The sequence below is a fragment of the Paraburkholderia sp. 35.1 genome, assembly GCF_050436525.1.
GTDB lineage: Bacteria > Pseudomonadota > Gammaproteobacteria > Burkholderiales > Burkholderiaceae > Paraburkholderia > Paraburkholderia tuberum.
The window spans coordinates 558,435-572,265 of record NZ_JBNDMJ010000003.1 but is presented as its reverse complement, the minus strand read 5'-3'; the positions used below and the strand labels follow the sequence as shown (position 1 = coordinate 572,265).

The window sequence follows — 13,831 nt, the reverse complement described above, 5'->3', positions numbered from 1 at the left end:
CGTTACGAGGAGCTTACGCTCTTGCCGCGGCAGCGCTGTGGCAAAACTGCAACCGCATATTTCAGCCTATTTCCACGCGCGTTGTCGGGACGAGGGCGCACGGCATCCGCCGCCCTTGGCAGTCCGGATCGTGGTTCGAAAAAATCGTTTGCTGTCCTGTATGAATCGTTAGACGCATCATCGGATGCAACGCTCACTTGCCGACCTGGTTACCGATGACACCGCCTACCGCCGCGCCGCCCAACGTCGACAAGCCGTTGCCGCCGATTGCCGCGCCAGCGGCGCCGCCGACACCCGCGCCGATCGCGGTATCGCGTGTGCGTGGGGACATGTCGCCGCATGCCGCGAGACCCGCGACAAGTGAAAGGGCGGCTGCGACCGTACCAAGACGAGTACCGAGATGACGGATCGATTTCATGATGCTGACTCCGCTCGTTGTTGGAAACAGATGTTTCCCTCTCTCAGCACGCAACGTGCCTGCTCGATGCGGTGGATCGGGATAGGGGCAGGCCTCGCGGCCCGGCCCCTCCCACACCACCGTGCGTACGGGTCCGTACACGGCGGTTCGGATCGGTTAATCGACTATGGCCTTAGTGATGGAAGCCCCAGCGAGCGAAGGTAATGGTTTGACAGGGCGATGCCCAGCGCGGGACTGCAACTCAGCCGCCACGCATCGTGTGGCGAACCGACCGTCTGGGCAGCAAGGTTTCGGCTGACGCCGCGTACTGTCAGCTCCCGGAATCTTGTGCGGCCCCGTTTCCACTGCTTCCAGAAGAAGCAGCGGATGCGGCGGCGTATCCATTCATCCAGGCGTTGCAGAACGCTGGGCGTTTCGCAGAAACCGAAGTAGCCCCGCCACCCTGCCAGATAACGTTTCAGCGCGCCGATCATCTGGTCGACGCTGACCCCGCGCGTGCGTTGAGTCAATTCCCGGATGCGCTCCTTGAGGCGGGACAGCGCCTTGGGCGCAATACGCCGTTTGACCTTGTCCCGATCCGAGAAGGTGAACCCCAGAAACTTCCGCGTGTGTGGCCGTGCGACCGCGCTCTTGGTCTCGTTGACCGTCAGCTTCAGCCTGCCGGCGAGGAAGGCCTTCAGCCCCGCCATCACACGCTGGCCCGCGCGTTCGCTGCGTACGTAGACGTTACAGTCGTCAGCGTACCTCGCGAAATGCAGCCCGCGTCGCTCAAGCTCCCGGTCAAGATCGTCGAGCATCAGATTGGATAATAGCGGGGACAGGGGACCACCCTGGGGTGTGCCCTCGTCCGTCGCACCAACCAGCCCGTGCTCCATCACACCCGCCGTCAGGAAGGAGCGGACCAGCTTCAGCATTCGCTTGTCGCTGACTCGCTTTGCCACCCGACTCATCAGGATGTCGTGGCTCACGCGATCGAAGAATTTCTCCAGATCCAGATCTACAACCCATCGGTACCCCGACTGGATGTAGCTTTGCGCCTGCGCCACGGCCTGATGTGCCGAGCGGCCCGGACGGAAGCCGTAGCTGGACTCCGAGAACGTCGGGTCCCACTGCCTTTGCAACACCTGCAAGACCGCCTGCTGGACGAATCGATCAAGCGCAGAGGGGATGCCGAGCTTGCGCACGCCACCACCATCCGGCTTGGGTATCTCGACCCGTCTCACAGGTTGAGGCTTGTATGTGCCGTTCAGCAGCGTGGCCCGTATCGACGGCCAATGCTCCCGCAGGTACGCCGGTAATGCCTGAACGGTCATCCCGTCCACGCCCGGTGCGCCCTTGTTCGCTTTCACACGCTTCAACGCCTGCTTCAGGTTCCCCCTTTCGCAGACTTCTTCCATCAGTCGGTCATATGCCGACGGGCTTTCAGACTCGGGGTTCGCCGCCATAGGTTCAGCCCCTCCACCAGCAGCCATCGGGGCTTCACCCCTGCTTCCGCTGTCGAGGACGCGATGCGTTTTCTGCTGCTCTCCCATGTCGAGTTCTCCGGCTTACTCGCCGCTCCTTTCCGTTCGGGCCTTCAGGCGTCGCCGCCCTAATATGCCCTCTGCTGACTCCTGCACGGTGGTCAACGGCCCTTGCGAGCCGCTCAGTCCTGATTCCAGGACGCCATGCAGGCCTCCCGAGGTAAGCGCAACCGCCTTCACCACACACCTGCCAGATCTACCACCCCAGCCCTTGATGGCTATGGACTTCGCAATCAATTGCTTGCTCGTCCGGCTAGGTAGGCCTCGCATCTGGTTTCTGTTCGTCAGGTCATGGCTTTGCTACACGCTTCCTTCAGACCCCGCCTCACGACGACGCCCTTGCGTTTCGCTAGTCCTTCACCACCATCAGGTTGGACAGGGGACTCACACCCCCAAGCTGTTGCGCATGCTCGGCGCACAATAAAAAAAGCCCGCCATGCCGGCGGGCTTCGATACTGCAGTGCTGGTTCGCGCAAATCGCGCAACCCGCTCATTGCCGCTGATAAATCTCCGCGCCTTGCTTCATGAACTCGATCGACTTTACTTCCATGCCTTTCTTCAGCGCTTCGTCGTCGGTGACGCCTTGTTGCGCGGCGAACTCGCGTACGTCCTGGGTGATCTTCATCGAGCAGAAGTGCGGGCCGCACATCGAGCAGAAATGCGCGACCTTGGCCGAATCCTTCGGCAGCGTTTCGTCGTGGAATTCGCGCGCCTTGTCCGGGTCGAGACCGAGATTGAACTGGTCTTCCCAGCGGAATTCGAAGCGCGCCTTCGACAGCGCGTTGTCGCGCACCTGCGCACCCGGATGACCCTTCGCGAGATCGGCGGCATGCGCGGCGAGCTTGTACGTGATGATGCCGGTCTTCACGTCGTCCTTGTTCGGCAGACCGAGGTGTTCCTTCGGCGTCACGTAGCACAGCATCGCGGTGCCGAACCAGCCGATCATCGCGGCGCCAATGCCCGACGTGATGTGGTCGTAGCCCGGCGCGATGTCGGTGGTCAGCGGCCCGAGCGTGTAGAACGGCGCCTCGTCGCACCAGTCGAGCTGCAGGTCCATGTTTTCCTTGATCAGCTGCATCGGCACATGGCCCGGACCTTCGATCATCACCTGCACGTCGTGCTTCCACGCGATCTGCGTGAGTTCGCCAAGCGTCTTCAGCTCGCCCAGTTGCGCTTCGTCGTTCGCGTCGTAGATCGAGCCGGGACGCAGGCCGTCGCCGAGCGAGAAGGCCACGTCGTAGGCCTTCATGATTTCGCAGATCTCTTCGAAATGCTCGTACAGGAAGCTTTCCTTGTGATGCGCGAGACACCACTTCGCCATGATCGAGCCGCCGCGCGACACGATGCCGGTCATCCGGTTCGCCGTGAGCGGCACATATTGCAGACGCACGCCCGCGTGGATCGTGAAGTAGTCGACGCCTTGCTCGGCCTGCTCGATCAGCGTGTCGCGGAAGATTTCCCAGGTGAGGTCTTCAGCCTTGCCGTTGACCTTTTCGAGCGCCTGATAGATCGGCACCGTGCCGATCGGCACCGGGCTGTTGCGGATGATCCATTCGCGCGTTTCATGAATGTGCTTGCCGGTCGACAGATCCATCACCGTGTCGCCGCCCCAGCGGATCGCCCACGTCATCTTGTCGACTTCCTCGCCGATCGACGATGTCACCGCCGAGTTGCCGATGTTCGCATTGACCTTCACGAGGAAGTTGCGGCCAATGATCATCGGCTCGCTTTCCGGGTGATTGATGTTGTTCGGGATGATCGCCCGGCCGCGCGCGATTTCCTCGCGCACGAATTCCGCGGTGATTTCGGTGAGGCCGTTCGGACCGAACGCGCTCGCGCCGAATGCCTGGCCGGGGTGCTGACGGCCCATCATCGCGGCGAGCTTAGCGCCGTTCGGGCCGCTCGTCTTCAGGGTCTCGAGGTACTCGGCACGGCGCTGGTTTTCGCGAATCGCGATGTATTCCATTTCCGGCGTAATGATGCCTTGCTTCGCGTAGTGCATCTGCGTCACGTTCCTGCCGGCGATCGCGCGGCGCGGCGTGCGATGCAGTCCCGGAAAGCGCAGCTGCGCGGTGGCCGGATCGGCGGCGCGCTCGCGGCTGAAGCTGCTCGACAGACCGGTCAGCGGCTCGGTGTCGCCGCGCTCCTCGATCCACGCCTCGCGCAGTGCGGGCAGACCCGCGCGGATGTCGATCTCCGCGTCCGGGTCGGAGTAGGGGCCCGACGTGTCGTACACGTAGATCGGCGGATTCTTTTCGCCGCCGAAGCTGTCGGGCGTGTCGGCCTGCGAGATTTCGCGCATCGGCACGCGGATGTCGGGGCGCGAGCCGGTCACGTAGACCTTGCGCGAATTCGGCAACGGCGCGACGGCGGCCTCGTCCACGTGGGCTTCGGCGGAAATAAACTTCGGGTTGGCGTTCATGTAAGTCTCCGTACAAAGTGGGGCGGCTAAGCAGGAGACCGAGATGGAAGTAGTCGGAAATCGCGGAGAGGTGAGGCACTTGGGGCTGGAGCGAAATCCGTACGCTTCCCTGCGCTGGCATTATCCAGATCAGGTTCAAAGGGTATTTCTCACCCACGCAACACGGACCTCCAGCTCCGCGCTACGCAGGACCCCCGCGTTAGCAGCGCACACGATACACCGCCCGCCCGCGGTTTGGCAACCTGTCTGAATGACTCAAAAAACTGGTCCGGATGAAACCAGACATCTCCTATGCTTGATTCGAGACCGCATCAGACAGGGCAACTTACAGCGAGGGAACGGCCGCCTTACAGTGAAAAATCGTCGGCGGCTTCAGGCTGATACAGGATTTTGTCGAGCTTGAGCACTTTCTGATCGCCGCTGGGTGGCGTGAAGCGGACGCTCTCGCCGCGGCGCGCGCCGAGCAGCGCGAGGCCAGCCGGCGAGAACACGTTCAGGCGCCCTTGCGCGAAATCGGCGTTGGGCGGATAGACGACGGTCCACGTCATCTGTTCGCCGCTCGCCGTGTCGATCAGCGTCGCTTGCGAGTTCATCGTGACGACGTCGGCGGGGATGTCGTGCGAGTCGACGATCACCGCGCGTTCGAGCACATCGTCGAGCATGTGCTGCAACTTGGCGTCGGTGGCCGCGTATTTTTCTAGGCGGGTCACGTCGAGTTCGGTCAGGTAGCAGGTTTTGATCTTCTTCATCATCAGGACTCCGGATAAGGCGGTCATGGATGGCCGCGTGCAACGACCCATGGGGTGTTCGGCGGATGAGTGGACGAATGGGAGAGCCCGGTGCCCGGCGACGCGGCCCTGGGTATTGGCGGGCTGCGTCAGCGAGGGCGCCGGGCGGCGTGAAGCGGGACCGTTCGGGACGTCTCGCCGGGGCCGTGCGACGCGACGTCCGCGCGCGCGCACTCGCCTGCGCGGCATGGCCGCAAGCGGGCGAGAGCACGGAAAGTCGGACGACGCAGAGAAGTCACGGGCAAAACGACCAGGTATTGGGGAAAAGCGATCGAGAGGTGCCGGGCGACAAAGCGTGAGGCCGCGCGGCAGCAGCGAGACGAAAGTTTGATGTTAGCACGCTGTCTCACGCAGCTCCGTTTGCGACGTCGCGCCCGTCGATTGACCGTTTTTGTGCGGTGCGAGAAGAAAGCGGTGTGGTCCGCATTGCGTTCAAGCCAGTCAGAGGATTGCCGTTAAACAAAGTGCAGCGAAGGCCGCACTCCGGCGAAGCGATTCGCGGGATGGCGCGTGAAGGGCGCGAGGCGACTCGCGCCGATTGACAAAGAGGTGCACATGAAAGCGGAAAGCAGGCGGTGGCGAACGTTCGGTCGCACAGTCGCGGGGGTGGCATTGCTTGCCGCGCCGCTGGCGGCGCCGGCGGCATCGACGGTGACGGGCGGCGTGATCCGGTTCGTGGGGATGATCGTTGCACCGCCGATGCAGATCAGCGTGGATACGGCGCCCATTGGCGTCGCCGTCGGTAGCGCGAGCGTGGCGGGTCAGCGCTTTTCGCGCACGGTGACGTTCAGCGCGCCGCCGGGCGTCGTCAGCGGGGCCGATGTCGCGCTCGAAGTGAACGGCGGCACGCAGTCGCGCGATCTGGTGGCGGCGCGGTTCGTCGATGGCACCGGGCGCGTCGCGACGGCCCGCGACGGCCACTACGCGGTCGATCGCGCGGGCGGCGTGCTGTCGCTGAACGCGAAGCGCACCGATATGGACACGCGCGTGACGGTGGTGGTCAGTTACGACTGAGTCGCGGGCGAGCTTTGGCTGGCTCATCCCGCGCCGGAAAAAAATTAAAAGAGGCTTGTCATAACCGGCCGCGCGGCTCGACAAACGTGCAGATTACGATCGGAGCACGTCATGTCGACCGCGCACAATCGCTCGATACTTCAGCGCTTTACGACTTTTTCGACGCCCGCCGTCGGCCTTGCGCTTTTTCTGCTGAGCGGTTCTGGCATCAGTGCGGCCGACGCGGCCGGGCACCTATGCGCCACGCACAGCCCCGCGCACCGCGTCGCGCTCGTCGAGCTATACAGCAGCGAGGGCTGCGATAGCTGCCCGCCCGCCGACCGCTGGCTCAGTCAATGGAAAAGCGACGGTGCCGCGCACGGCATCGTGCCGCTCGCGCTGCACGTCGACTACTGGAACAGCCTCGGCTGGACCGACCGCTTTTCCCAGCATCGCTTCACGGAACGTCAGCAGACGCTGACGCGTCTCGCGGGCGCGCACACGCTCTATACGCCGGAAGTGTTCGTCGCGGGCCGCGAGCTGCGCGACTGGTCGCAACGCGACAGTTTCGAGCGCCGCATCGACGCGCTCGTCGCCGAACCCGCCCAGGCGAGCGTAGCACTTGCGCTGCGCCCGCGTGCGCCCGGCGCGTTCGATGTCGATGCGCAGTTCAGCACGACGGCAGCCGCCGCCACGGGTGCGTTGAGCGCCTATCTCGCGATCTATGAGAACGCGCTGACGACGCAGGTCGGCGCGGGCGAAAACCGCGGCGCGACGCTGCATCACGAGCGCGTCGTGCGCGCCTGGTTCGGGCCCGTGCCGCTCGTCTCCGGTCACGCGCGGATTCATCAGGACATCGATGTACACGCTGCGAGCGTCGATGCGCAAGCCGATCCGAGCGCCAACGCCGCCGGCCGCTTCGGCGTGGTCGCGTTCGTCGAAAGCGACGCGAGCGGCGACGTGCTGCAAGCGACCGACCTTCCCGCGTGCCGTTGATCGACCTCGCGCGCGCCGCATTCACTACCGCTGCTCGAGGAGAGCCCCATGTCCACACCCCACGCCTTGCGCCCCAGCGCACCCACCGCGCCCACCGCGCCGAAGCGCGGCGCCATTCATCCGCTGTGGCTGCGCATCACGCATTGGCTGAACGCGCTCGCCGCGATCGTGATGATGCTGTCGGGCTGGCGCATCTACGACGCGTCGCCGATCTTCCCGGCGTTCAGCTTCCCGACCGCAATCACGCTGGGCGGCTGGCTCGGCGGCGCGCTGCAATGGCACTTCGCGGCGATGTGGCTGCTGGTGTTCAACGGCCTCATGTATATCGCGCTGAATCTCGCGAGCGGGCGTTTCGTGCGCAAGTTCCTGCCGCTGACGCCGCGCGCGGTACTGCGCGATTTCGTCGCCGCGTTGCGCGGGAAGCTGTCGCATGGCGATCTGCGCGTCTACAACGCGGTGCAGAAATTCGCCTACCTGTTCGCGATCGCCGATCTGATCGTGCTCGTGCTATCGGGGCTCGCGATCTGGAAGTCGGTGCAGTTTCCGCTGCTGCGCGAACTGATGGGCGGCTATGACAACGCGCGCATCGTGCACTTCAGCGCGATGTCGCTGCTGGCCGCGTTTCTCGCCGTGCATCTGGCGATGGTCGCGCTCGTGCCGCGCTCGTTGCTCGCGATGTTGCGCGGACGTTGAGCCCGCGGCTGCCCACGCGCATGCTCACGCTCATGAAATCGCAACGCGAATTCCAAACGGATACCGAATCATGAACAAGCCGATAGAGAAACCAGCGGACCCATCCACGCAGCGTGTTAGCCACAAGCTCGACCGCGCATCGATCCTGCTCGATGCGAAGCGCGAACTGGCGATGCCGTCGCGACGCCTGTTCGGCAAGCAGCTCTTGACGCTCGGCGGCCTGTCGATGCTGACCGGCTGCTCGCTGACCGACGACGCTTCCGTGAACCGTTTTCTCACCGCCGTGTCGCGGCTGAACGATCGCGCGCAGGCCGCGCTGTTCGATCCGAAGCAGCTCGCGCCGACCTACACCGAAGCGCAGATCACGCGGCCGTTTCCATTCAACGCGTACTATGGCATCGACGACGTGCCGCACGTCGACGGCTCAGATTATCAATTGAAGCTGAGCGGCCTCGTGACCGGCCAGCGCGTGTGGACGCTGCCCGAGCTGTACGCGCTGCCTCACGCGGAGCAGATCACGCGACATATCTGCGTCGAAGGCTGGAGCGCGATCGGCCGCTGGGGCGGCACGCCATTCGGCGATTTTCTGCGGCGCGTCGGCGCGGACACGACGGCGAAGTACGTCGGCTTCAAATGCGCGGACGACTACTACGAAAGCATCGACATGCCGACCGCTTTGCATCCGCAAACGCTGCTGACGTTTTCCTACGACGGCGAACGGCTGCCCGCGAAATACGGCTACCCGATGAAGCTGCGCATGCCGACCAAGCTCGGCTACAAGAATCCGAAGCACATCGTCGAAATATTCGTCACCAACACGTATCCCGGCGGCTATTGGGTCGACCAGGGCTACAACTGGTTCGGAGGCTCCTGACGCATGCGGGCGCACGCGCGCTTGCGGCAGCGGCTTCGGAAGCACGCCGGCTCTCGCCGGCTTCGATTCATCCACCACCAAGGAGTCATCCCATGAAGAAGATTGCAGTTACCACGATCGCATTGTTGATGCTGGCAAGCGGCGGCGCGGCCTTCGCGCAGGCGAGCGGCGCGATGTCGAACGGTGAGATGTCGAAGAATGCGATGTCGAAAGATTCGATGTCCAAAGACAGCATGTCGAAGGACGGCATGAAAAAGGACACGATGAAGCACGACTCGATGAAAAAGGGCGGCGACGCGATGAAACACGAGGCGTCGGGCGCGATGGGCAACTGAGTCGGCGCCGAGGGCGCTTAGCGATCCTGCCGATGCACGGCCGCGCATCGAACGGATCCGACACCGCAAGCCGGGGATGCGTCCCCGGCTTTTCTGTTGCAGGAAACCCAAAAGTTACGATTCTCTCGCGTGGCGTTCTCGGCGCTTACTGCATAATGCGGTGCGCGCCGGGGCTTTGCCACGCCTGCGGCCGCGCAGCCCGGCCGCGTTGCATCGTGTCGTTTTGACCGACGCCGCCGCCACCGCCGTTTCTGGCGCTTCCGGCGCCGCCCATCGTCTTACCGTTCCACCGACATGTCCGCCAGCCTCGCCCGTCCGACCGCATCGCCGATGCGGTGCCCGCCATCCCGCCCGAAAGGCATCGACGCAGGCTCGGCGCCTCGCGGGCATCGAGCGCATCGCGCGGGTCGAGTGGCGACGGCGGACTGAAGCATGTCGCTGCAACGTTCAGCTTTTTCTCCGCGCGGCTGGCCGCTGCGTCTGCCGCAGTCGCGCAACGGGCGGATCGCGCTCGCGCTTGCCGTCGTTTATCTGGTGTGGGGCTCGACGTACCTCGGCGTGCATGTCGCGCTCGGCTCGTTCCCGCCGCTGCTGATGTCGGGCTTGCGCAACCTGTTCGCCGGCATCGGTCTGTTCGTGTTCGCCGCGCGCCGCAAGCCGATCTGGCCGAGCTTCGCCGAAATCCGCAACGCCGGCCTCGTCGGCACCATGCTGGTAGGTCTGTCGAGCGGCATGCTCGCCTACGGCATGCGCACGGTCGGCACCGGCACCGCGGCCGTGATGGTCGCGACCGTGCCGCTGTTCGCGACCGTGATCGCGGCCGTCGCCGGACGCAAGATCGGCCGCGGCGAATGGTTCGCGGTCGGGCTGGGGCTCGCCGGCATCGTGATTCTGAGTCACGGCGACAGCACGCCGGGCTCGACGGGCGGCAGTCTCGCGATTCTGTGCGGCGCGCTGTTCTGGGCCGGCGGCGCGCATCTGGCCGGGCAGCTGAAGCTGCCGTCGGACCTGTTTCTGTCGACCTCGCTGCAGATCGGCCTCGGCGGCGCGATGTCGACGCTGGTCGCGTGGGCGTCGGGCGAGCGGATGCTCGAGCTGCATTTTCTGCCTCTCGTCGCGTTCCTGTATCTGATGTTGATTGGGACGATGGCGGCGTACGTCGCCTACGGTTATCTGATTCGCCACACGAGCCCGATCATCGCGAGCAGCTGCATGTACGTGAATCCGGTCGTCGCGGTCGCGCTGGGCGCGCTGCTGCTCGGCGAGCCGGTCACCCGCTCGACGGTAATCGCGACGATCGTGATTCTGATCAGCGTCGGCCTGTCTTTCTGGTTCGATTACCGGAACAAGCGCAGCGCCTGATAGCGGCGCGGGGTTCTCGTCGAACCGCGCGCCCGCTGTCAAAGCCTTGCCGCCAGCTCCGCGCCCTCGCGGATCGCCGTGCCGTTTCATCGCGTTCTGAAAACGCGTCGCGTCGAGTGCCAGCCAGCACCCAATCATTCACGAAAAAAAAGCCCGCAGCGGCATCCCGCGACGGGCTTTGCAAATCCTGCTGCCATGTGCCGGCTTATTTCGCCTTATCCGCCTCGTTCGTGATGGCGTGGCCGCCCTTCGAAATATCTTCGCCGGCGCCCGCCATCGTGTTGCAGCCGGTGACAAGCATGGCAGTTCCTGCGAGCACAAGCAAAGCGATCAGTCGAGTCATGAAACTTCTCCTTGTCGAGAATGCATCGGTTGATGTCGTCCGACCGGGGCCATGCCAGTCGATCAGATCTCGATCCGGTTTCGAACCGGTCTGATTGCATGGTAAAAAAAGGGCGGGGGCGGCGCTGTCGGCCGTGCCGCGATTTTGTCGTAGGCGTGCTCCGGTGTTTGCGTCGGCGCACTCCTACAACGGCTTGGGGGCGCTGCGGCGAGCATCTGTCAGACGGGGCTTTGCGACGAAGTGGGCGGCGTGGCCGGCGAGGTCAGCGGCTGATCGACCGAAGGCGTCGCGGTGCTCGCGCTCGGCATCACGACGTCGATGTCGGTGCCGTTTTGCGCGCCACGGCGGATGTCGAAGCGCCCGCCGTGCGCGGCCACGCGCTGACGCATGCCGAGCAGGCCGTGCGTATGTGTGCGCTTCAGGTCGGCTGGCATGATGCCGACGCCGTTGTCCGCGATGTGCAGCGCGACCTCGCCGTCGCCGACCCGCAATGCGATTCCGACCTTCGAGGCCCGCGCGTACTTGGCGGCGTTCGTCAGCGATTCCTGCGCGACCCGAAACAGCGCGATTTCGGTCTGCTCGTCGAGCTGGATATCGTCGGCGGGCAGGTGCAGCTCGAGCGTCCAGTTGTTGCGCTGCGCGGCTTCGTCGGCGAGCGTGCGCAGCGCGGTAACGAGCCCGAAATTGGCCAGCACGGTCGGTCGCATGTCCTCGATGATGCGCCGCTTCAACGCGATGCCCTGGTCGAGATTGGCGAGCGCGCGCTGCAGCTTGTCGGCGATGTCCGGCTCGCTGTCCTTCAGCTTGCGGCGCGCCCATGCGACGTCCATCCGGCATGCGGTCAGAATCGCGCCGAGTTCGTCGTGCAACTCGCGCGCGAGCTGGGTCTTTTCGTTTTCGCTGACCGCCTGCAGATGCCAGCCGAGCGCTTCGAGCTGCCGCGTGCGCTCGTTGACGAGCTGGTCGAGTTCCTCCTGCTGCGTGATCAACTGACGCTGCGCGCGCGCCTGCCGGTCGATCTGGATGCCGAGATTGCGAAACAGCAGGATGAACAGCACGATGTTCAGCGCCGACAGACCCGCCGCGCACAGCGTCGACAGCCGCTGGTCGGCGCGGCTCGCGGCCAGCGCGTGCTGAGCGCGGCGCTCCTCGTTGTCGCGCAGCAGCGCGAGCGTACTGTCGATCAACGACGCGTCCGCCGGGTTGACGTCGCTCGCGCTCCCGCATGCGCCGAGATCGAGCGGATGCGGCGCGGCGTGCTGCATCGCGGCGGCGCCCGCGCCGATGCGCGCGTCGATCAGCGCGAGAATCTGCGTGAAGCTCGCGAGTTCCGCGCTGTCCGCGCGGCCGCCGCGATAGAAGTGGTCCAACTGCTGGGTGGTGTCGCGGATGCGCGCGGCGCTCGCGCAGAACGCGTGGGCGGATGCGTCGTCCTTCGTCAGAAGAAACTGGTTTTGTTGCGCGGTGAGGCGCGACAGCTCGCTCGCGAGTGTGCTTAGTCGCACGGTGACGTCGCGCGCTTCAAGCGCGGTCTCATACTCGGCGGTGATGCGCTGACGCGCGGTCTCCAGAATCACGAGGCCTCCCACCGTGATCACGATCGCCACCGTCATCGCGATCGCCCAGCTGCGATTGCGCATCCACTCGGCGAGCCGCGCCGTGGCGCGCGCGCCAGCTTGTTCCGGCGGGTTCTGCAGATTCGACACTTTCGGCTCCACAAAGAGGGCATCGACACCGGCGTCGACTCCGGCATCGCGCGAAGCCGCGCGCGTAATGTCGTCGTAACCCAATGTAAGCGGATTCTCACACGAAAAACGGCGAGCGTCGGAATGCGCGCGGCGCCGCGCATCGATAGCATGGACCCGATCGTTCATGCAATGTTTCGGGAGGAAGCCATCATGTTGAAGTGGGCACTGTTCTTCGCGATCGTCGCGGTGATCGCCGGTCTTCTCGGCTTCACCGGCATCGCGGCCGGCGCGGCGGCGATCGCGAAGTTCCTGTTCTTTGTCTTTGTCGTGCTGTGCGTGGTGTTCCTCGTGCTGGGCTTCGTCGTGACGAAGAAAATGATCGATTAGCGCGGCCATCGCGGTGGCGGCAAGCCGCGCCCTCACAGCAGGCGAGCGATTTGCTGGTAGTCGATTGGAAGGCCAACAAAAGGGAGAAATGCCATGCTTCACTATGCCATCGTCTTCTTCGTGATTGCGATCATCGCAGCCGTGTTCGGCTTCACCGGCATCGCGGCCGGCGCGGCCGAAATCGCGAAGATCCTGTTCTACATCTTCCTCGTCGTGTTCGTGGTCACGTTGCTGCTCGGCGTGTTTCGAACCTAGCCGCGCGAGCCGGATGAACGCAACATGAGGTAGGCAGCGAAGTACGCAATGTAGGAACAGGTAGTCAACAAGGCGCGTGAACGCGCGGCGTTTGAATCCCCGATGAGGCGCCCGCGTTCGAAGCGCGCCGTCATTCCACCCTGGGCGCATCAGGCGCGATTCGTGCTGATGCGCGATTCACCCAATACCGGATAAAGGAGAAGTTCGATGACGAAGCAATCTGGCGACACGTTCGTGATGGACATCACGAAGATCCGCGAGGACGCGCGCAAGCATATGTCGGATGGTCCGGTCACGCAGAGCTATGGCGCGAATCGCGAGACGGTGCTCAAGCTGCTCAACGACGCGCTCGCCACCGAGATCGTCTGCACGCTGCGCTACAAGCGCCATTACTTCATGGCGAAGGGCATCAATTCGGAAGCGGTCGCGAGGGAATTCGCCGAGCACGCAACCGAGGAGCAGGAGCACGCCGATCGCATCGCCGAGCGCATCGTGCAGCTTGGCGGCGAACCGGATTTCGCGCCGGACGGCATCAAGGCACGCGCGCATTCGGAATACAAGGAAGGCACCGATCTGACCGACATGATTCGCGAGAACCTGATCGCGGAGCGCATCGCGATCGACACGTACCGCGAGATCGCACGGTATCTCGGCGAGAAGGACGTGACCACGCGCCGGCTGTTCGAGGAGATTCTCGCGGTCGAAGAAGAACATGCCGACGATATGGCGGATCTGCTCGCGGGGCGCGAGTAGC

15 protein-coding genes and 1 riboswitch are annotated in these 13,831 nt (G+C 64.3%); of the genes, 9 read left to right on the top strand and 6 right to left on the bottom strand.

Features of this window, described 5'->3' with window-relative positions:
* Positions 1–193 precede the first annotated feature (193 nt).
* The 4 genes from OKW27_RS22655 to OKW27_RS22640 all read right to left on the bottom strand — a co-directional run bounded on the left by OKW27_RS22655 (position 194) and on the right by OKW27_RS22640 (position 5,115).
* Positions 194–418 (bottom strand): glycine zipper 2TM domain-containing protein, encoded by a 225-nt coding sequence (locus OKW27_RS22655; protein WP_090800937.1) that lies wholly within the window; start codon positions 416–418, stop codon positions 194–196.
* Between the two features lie 164 nt (positions 419–582).
* Positions 583–1,950 carry a group II intron reverse transcriptase/maturase gene (ltrA, locus tag OKW27_RS22650; protein WP_429334928.1) on the bottom strand — a complete coding sequence of 456 codons (1,368 nt, stop codon included), beginning with the start codon at positions 1,948–1,950 and terminating at the stop codon, positions 583–585.
* Positions 1,951–2,431: 481 nt separating this feature from the next.
* The gene (gene thiC, locus OKW27_RS22645; protein ID WP_090800936.1) at positions 2,432–4,363 is read right to left on the bottom strand and encodes a phosphomethylpyrimidine synthase ThiC; all 1,932 of its coding nucleotides are present in this window, start codon (positions 4,361–4,363) and stop codon (positions 2,432–2,434) included.
* Between the two features lie 88 nt (positions 4,364–4,451).
* Positions 4,452–4,569: riboswitch (TPP riboswitch) on the bottom strand.
* 141 nt (positions 4,570–4,710) lie between these two features.
* The gene (locus OKW27_RS22640) at positions 4,711–5,115 is read right to left on the bottom strand and encodes a GreA/GreB family elongation factor (RefSeq protein ID WP_184047982.1); all 405 of its coding nucleotides are present in this window, start codon (positions 5,113–5,115) and stop codon (positions 4,711–4,713) included.
* Positions 5,116–5,706: 591 nt separating this feature from the next.
* Between OKW27_RS22640 and OKW27_RS22635 the strand changes: the two genes are divergently transcribed.
* The 6 genes from OKW27_RS22635 to OKW27_RS22610 all read left to right on the top strand — a co-directional run bounded on the left by OKW27_RS22635 (position 5,707) and on the right by OKW27_RS22610 (position 10,404).
* Positions 5,707–6,165, top strand: coding sequence for a hypothetical protein (locus OKW27_RS22635; protein WP_429334927.1), 459 nt, complete (start codon positions 5,707–5,709; stop codon positions 6,163–6,165).
* Between the two features lie 111 nt (positions 6,166–6,276).
* On the top strand, positions 6,277–7,140 hold the full coding sequence (locus tag OKW27_RS22630) for a DUF1223 domain-containing protein (RefSeq protein WP_429334926.1): 864 nt from the start codon (positions 6,277–6,279) through the stop codon (positions 7,138–7,140).
* A gap of 48 nt (positions 7,141–7,188) precedes the next feature.
* A complete protein-coding gene (locus OKW27_RS22625; protein ID WP_429334925.1) occupies positions 7,189–7,833 on the top strand; it encodes a cytochrome b/b6 domain-containing protein in 645 nt (214 codons plus the stop codon).
* 70 nt (positions 7,834–7,903) lie between these two features.
* Entirely contained in the window at positions 7,904–8,707 is an 804-nt protein-coding gene (locus OKW27_RS22620) for a molybdopterin-dependent oxidoreductase (RefSeq protein ID WP_429334924.1), read from the top strand.
* Between the two features lie 92 nt (positions 8,708–8,799).
* Positions 8,800–9,042 (top strand): pentapeptide MXKDX repeat protein, encoded by a 243-nt coding sequence (locus OKW27_RS22615; RefSeq protein WP_090800926.1) that lies wholly within the window; start codon positions 8,800–8,802, stop codon positions 9,040–9,042.
* A gap of 432 nt (positions 9,043–9,474) precedes the next feature.
* Positions 9,475–10,404 (top strand): EamA family transporter, encoded by a 930-nt coding sequence (locus tag OKW27_RS22610; RefSeq protein WP_187610929.1) that lies wholly within the window; start codon positions 9,475–9,477, stop codon positions 10,402–10,404.
* Between the two features lie 205 nt (positions 10,405–10,609).
* Here the strand turns inward: OKW27_RS22610 and OKW27_RS22605 are convergent, their stop codons facing one another.
* Together OKW27_RS22605 and OKW27_RS22600 are read right to left on the bottom strand one after the other, a co-directional pair.
* Positions 10,610–10,747, bottom strand: coding sequence for an entericidin A/B family lipoprotein (locus OKW27_RS22605; protein ID WP_018421109.1), 138 nt, complete (start codon positions 10,745–10,747; stop codon positions 10,610–10,612).
* Between the two features lie 218 nt (positions 10,748–10,965).
* Positions 10,966–12,621: a sensor histidine kinase gene (locus tag OKW27_RS22600; protein ID WP_429334923.1), complete on the bottom strand. Its 1,656-nt coding sequence runs from the start codon at positions 12,619–12,621 to the stop codon at positions 10,966–10,968.
* A 24-nt stretch (positions 12,622–12,645) separates the two neighbouring features.
* On the opposite strand from OKW27_RS22600, the gene OKW27_RS22595 reads away from it, so the two are divergent.
* From OKW27_RS22595 to OKW27_RS22585, 3 genes are all read left to right on the top strand, one after another.
* A complete protein-coding gene (locus tag OKW27_RS22595; RefSeq protein WP_090805380.1) occupies positions 12,646–12,822 on the top strand; it encodes a DUF1328 family protein in 177 nt (58 codons plus the stop codon).
* Between the two features lie 93 nt (positions 12,823–12,915).
* Positions 12,916–13,077 carry a DUF1328 domain-containing protein gene (locus OKW27_RS22590; protein WP_006052455.1) on the top strand — a complete coding sequence of 54 codons (162 nt, stop codon included), beginning with the start codon at positions 12,916–12,918 and terminating at the stop codon, positions 13,075–13,077.
* Between the two features lie 207 nt (positions 13,078–13,284).
* Positions 13,285–13,830, top strand: a complete 546-nt coding sequence (locus tag OKW27_RS22585; RefSeq protein ID WP_090800921.1) for a ferritin-like domain-containing protein — start codon at positions 13,285–13,287, stop codon at positions 13,828–13,830.
* Position 13,831 lies beyond the last annotated feature (1 nt).

Excerpts from the sequence above, each read along its gene's own strand:
- OKW27_RS22600 (WP_429334923.1), bottom strand. The coding sequence starts at position 12,621 with ATGAACGATCGGGTCCATGCTATCGATGCGCGGCGCCGCGCGCATTCC.
- OKW27_RS22635 (WP_429334927.1), top strand. The coding sequence starts at position 5,707 with ATGAAAGCGGAAAGCAGGCGGTGGCGAACGTTCGGTCGCACAGTCGCG.
- OKW27_RS22620 (WP_429334924.1), top strand. The coding sequence starts at position 7,904 with ATGAACAAGCCGATAGAGAAACCAGCGGACCCATCCACGCAGCGTGTT.
- OKW27_RS22605 (WP_018421109.1), bottom strand. The coding sequence starts at position 10,747 with ATGACTCGACTGATCGCTTTGCTTGTGCTCGCAGGAACTGCCATGCTT.
- OKW27_RS22625 (WP_429334925.1), top strand. The coding sequence starts at position 7,189 with ATGTCCACACCCCACGCCTTGCGCCCCAGCGCACCCACCGCGCCCACC.
- ltrA (WP_429334928.1), bottom strand. The coding sequence starts at position 1,950 with ATGGGAGAGCAGCAGAAAACGCATCGCGTCCTCGACAGCGGAAGCAGG.
- OKW27_RS22630 (WP_429334926.1), top strand. The coding sequence starts at position 6,277 with ATGTCGACCGCGCACAATCGCTCGATACTTCAGCGCTTTACGACTTTT.
- thiC (WP_090800936.1), bottom strand. The coding sequence starts at position 4,363 with ATGAACGCCAACCCGAAGTTTATTTCCGCCGAAGCCCACGTGGACGAG.
- OKW27_RS22595 (WP_090805380.1), top strand. The coding sequence starts at position 12,646 with ATGTTGAAGTGGGCACTGTTCTTCGCGATCGTCGCGGTGATCGCCGGT.
- OKW27_RS22590 (WP_006052455.1), top strand. The coding sequence starts at position 12,916 with ATGCTTCACTATGCCATCGTCTTCTTCGTGATTGCGATCATCGCAGCC.
- OKW27_RS22585 (WP_090800921.1), top strand. The coding sequence starts at position 13,285 with ATGACGAAGCAATCTGGCGACACGTTCGTGATGGACATCACGAAGATC.
- OKW27_RS22640 (WP_184047982.1), bottom strand. The coding sequence starts at position 5,115 with ATGATGAAGAAGATCAAAACCTGCTACCTGACCGAACTCGACGTGACC.
- OKW27_RS22610 (WP_187610929.1), top strand. The coding sequence starts at position 9,475 with ATGTCGCTGCAACGTTCAGCTTTTTCTCCGCGCGGCTGGCCGCTGCGT.
- OKW27_RS22655 (WP_090800937.1), bottom strand. The coding sequence starts at position 418 with ATGAAATCGATCCGTCATCTCGGTACTCGTCTTGGTACGGTCGCAGCC.
- OKW27_RS22615 (WP_090800926.1), top strand. The coding sequence starts at position 8,800 with ATGAAGAAGATTGCAGTTACCACGATCGCATTGTTGATGCTGGCAAGC.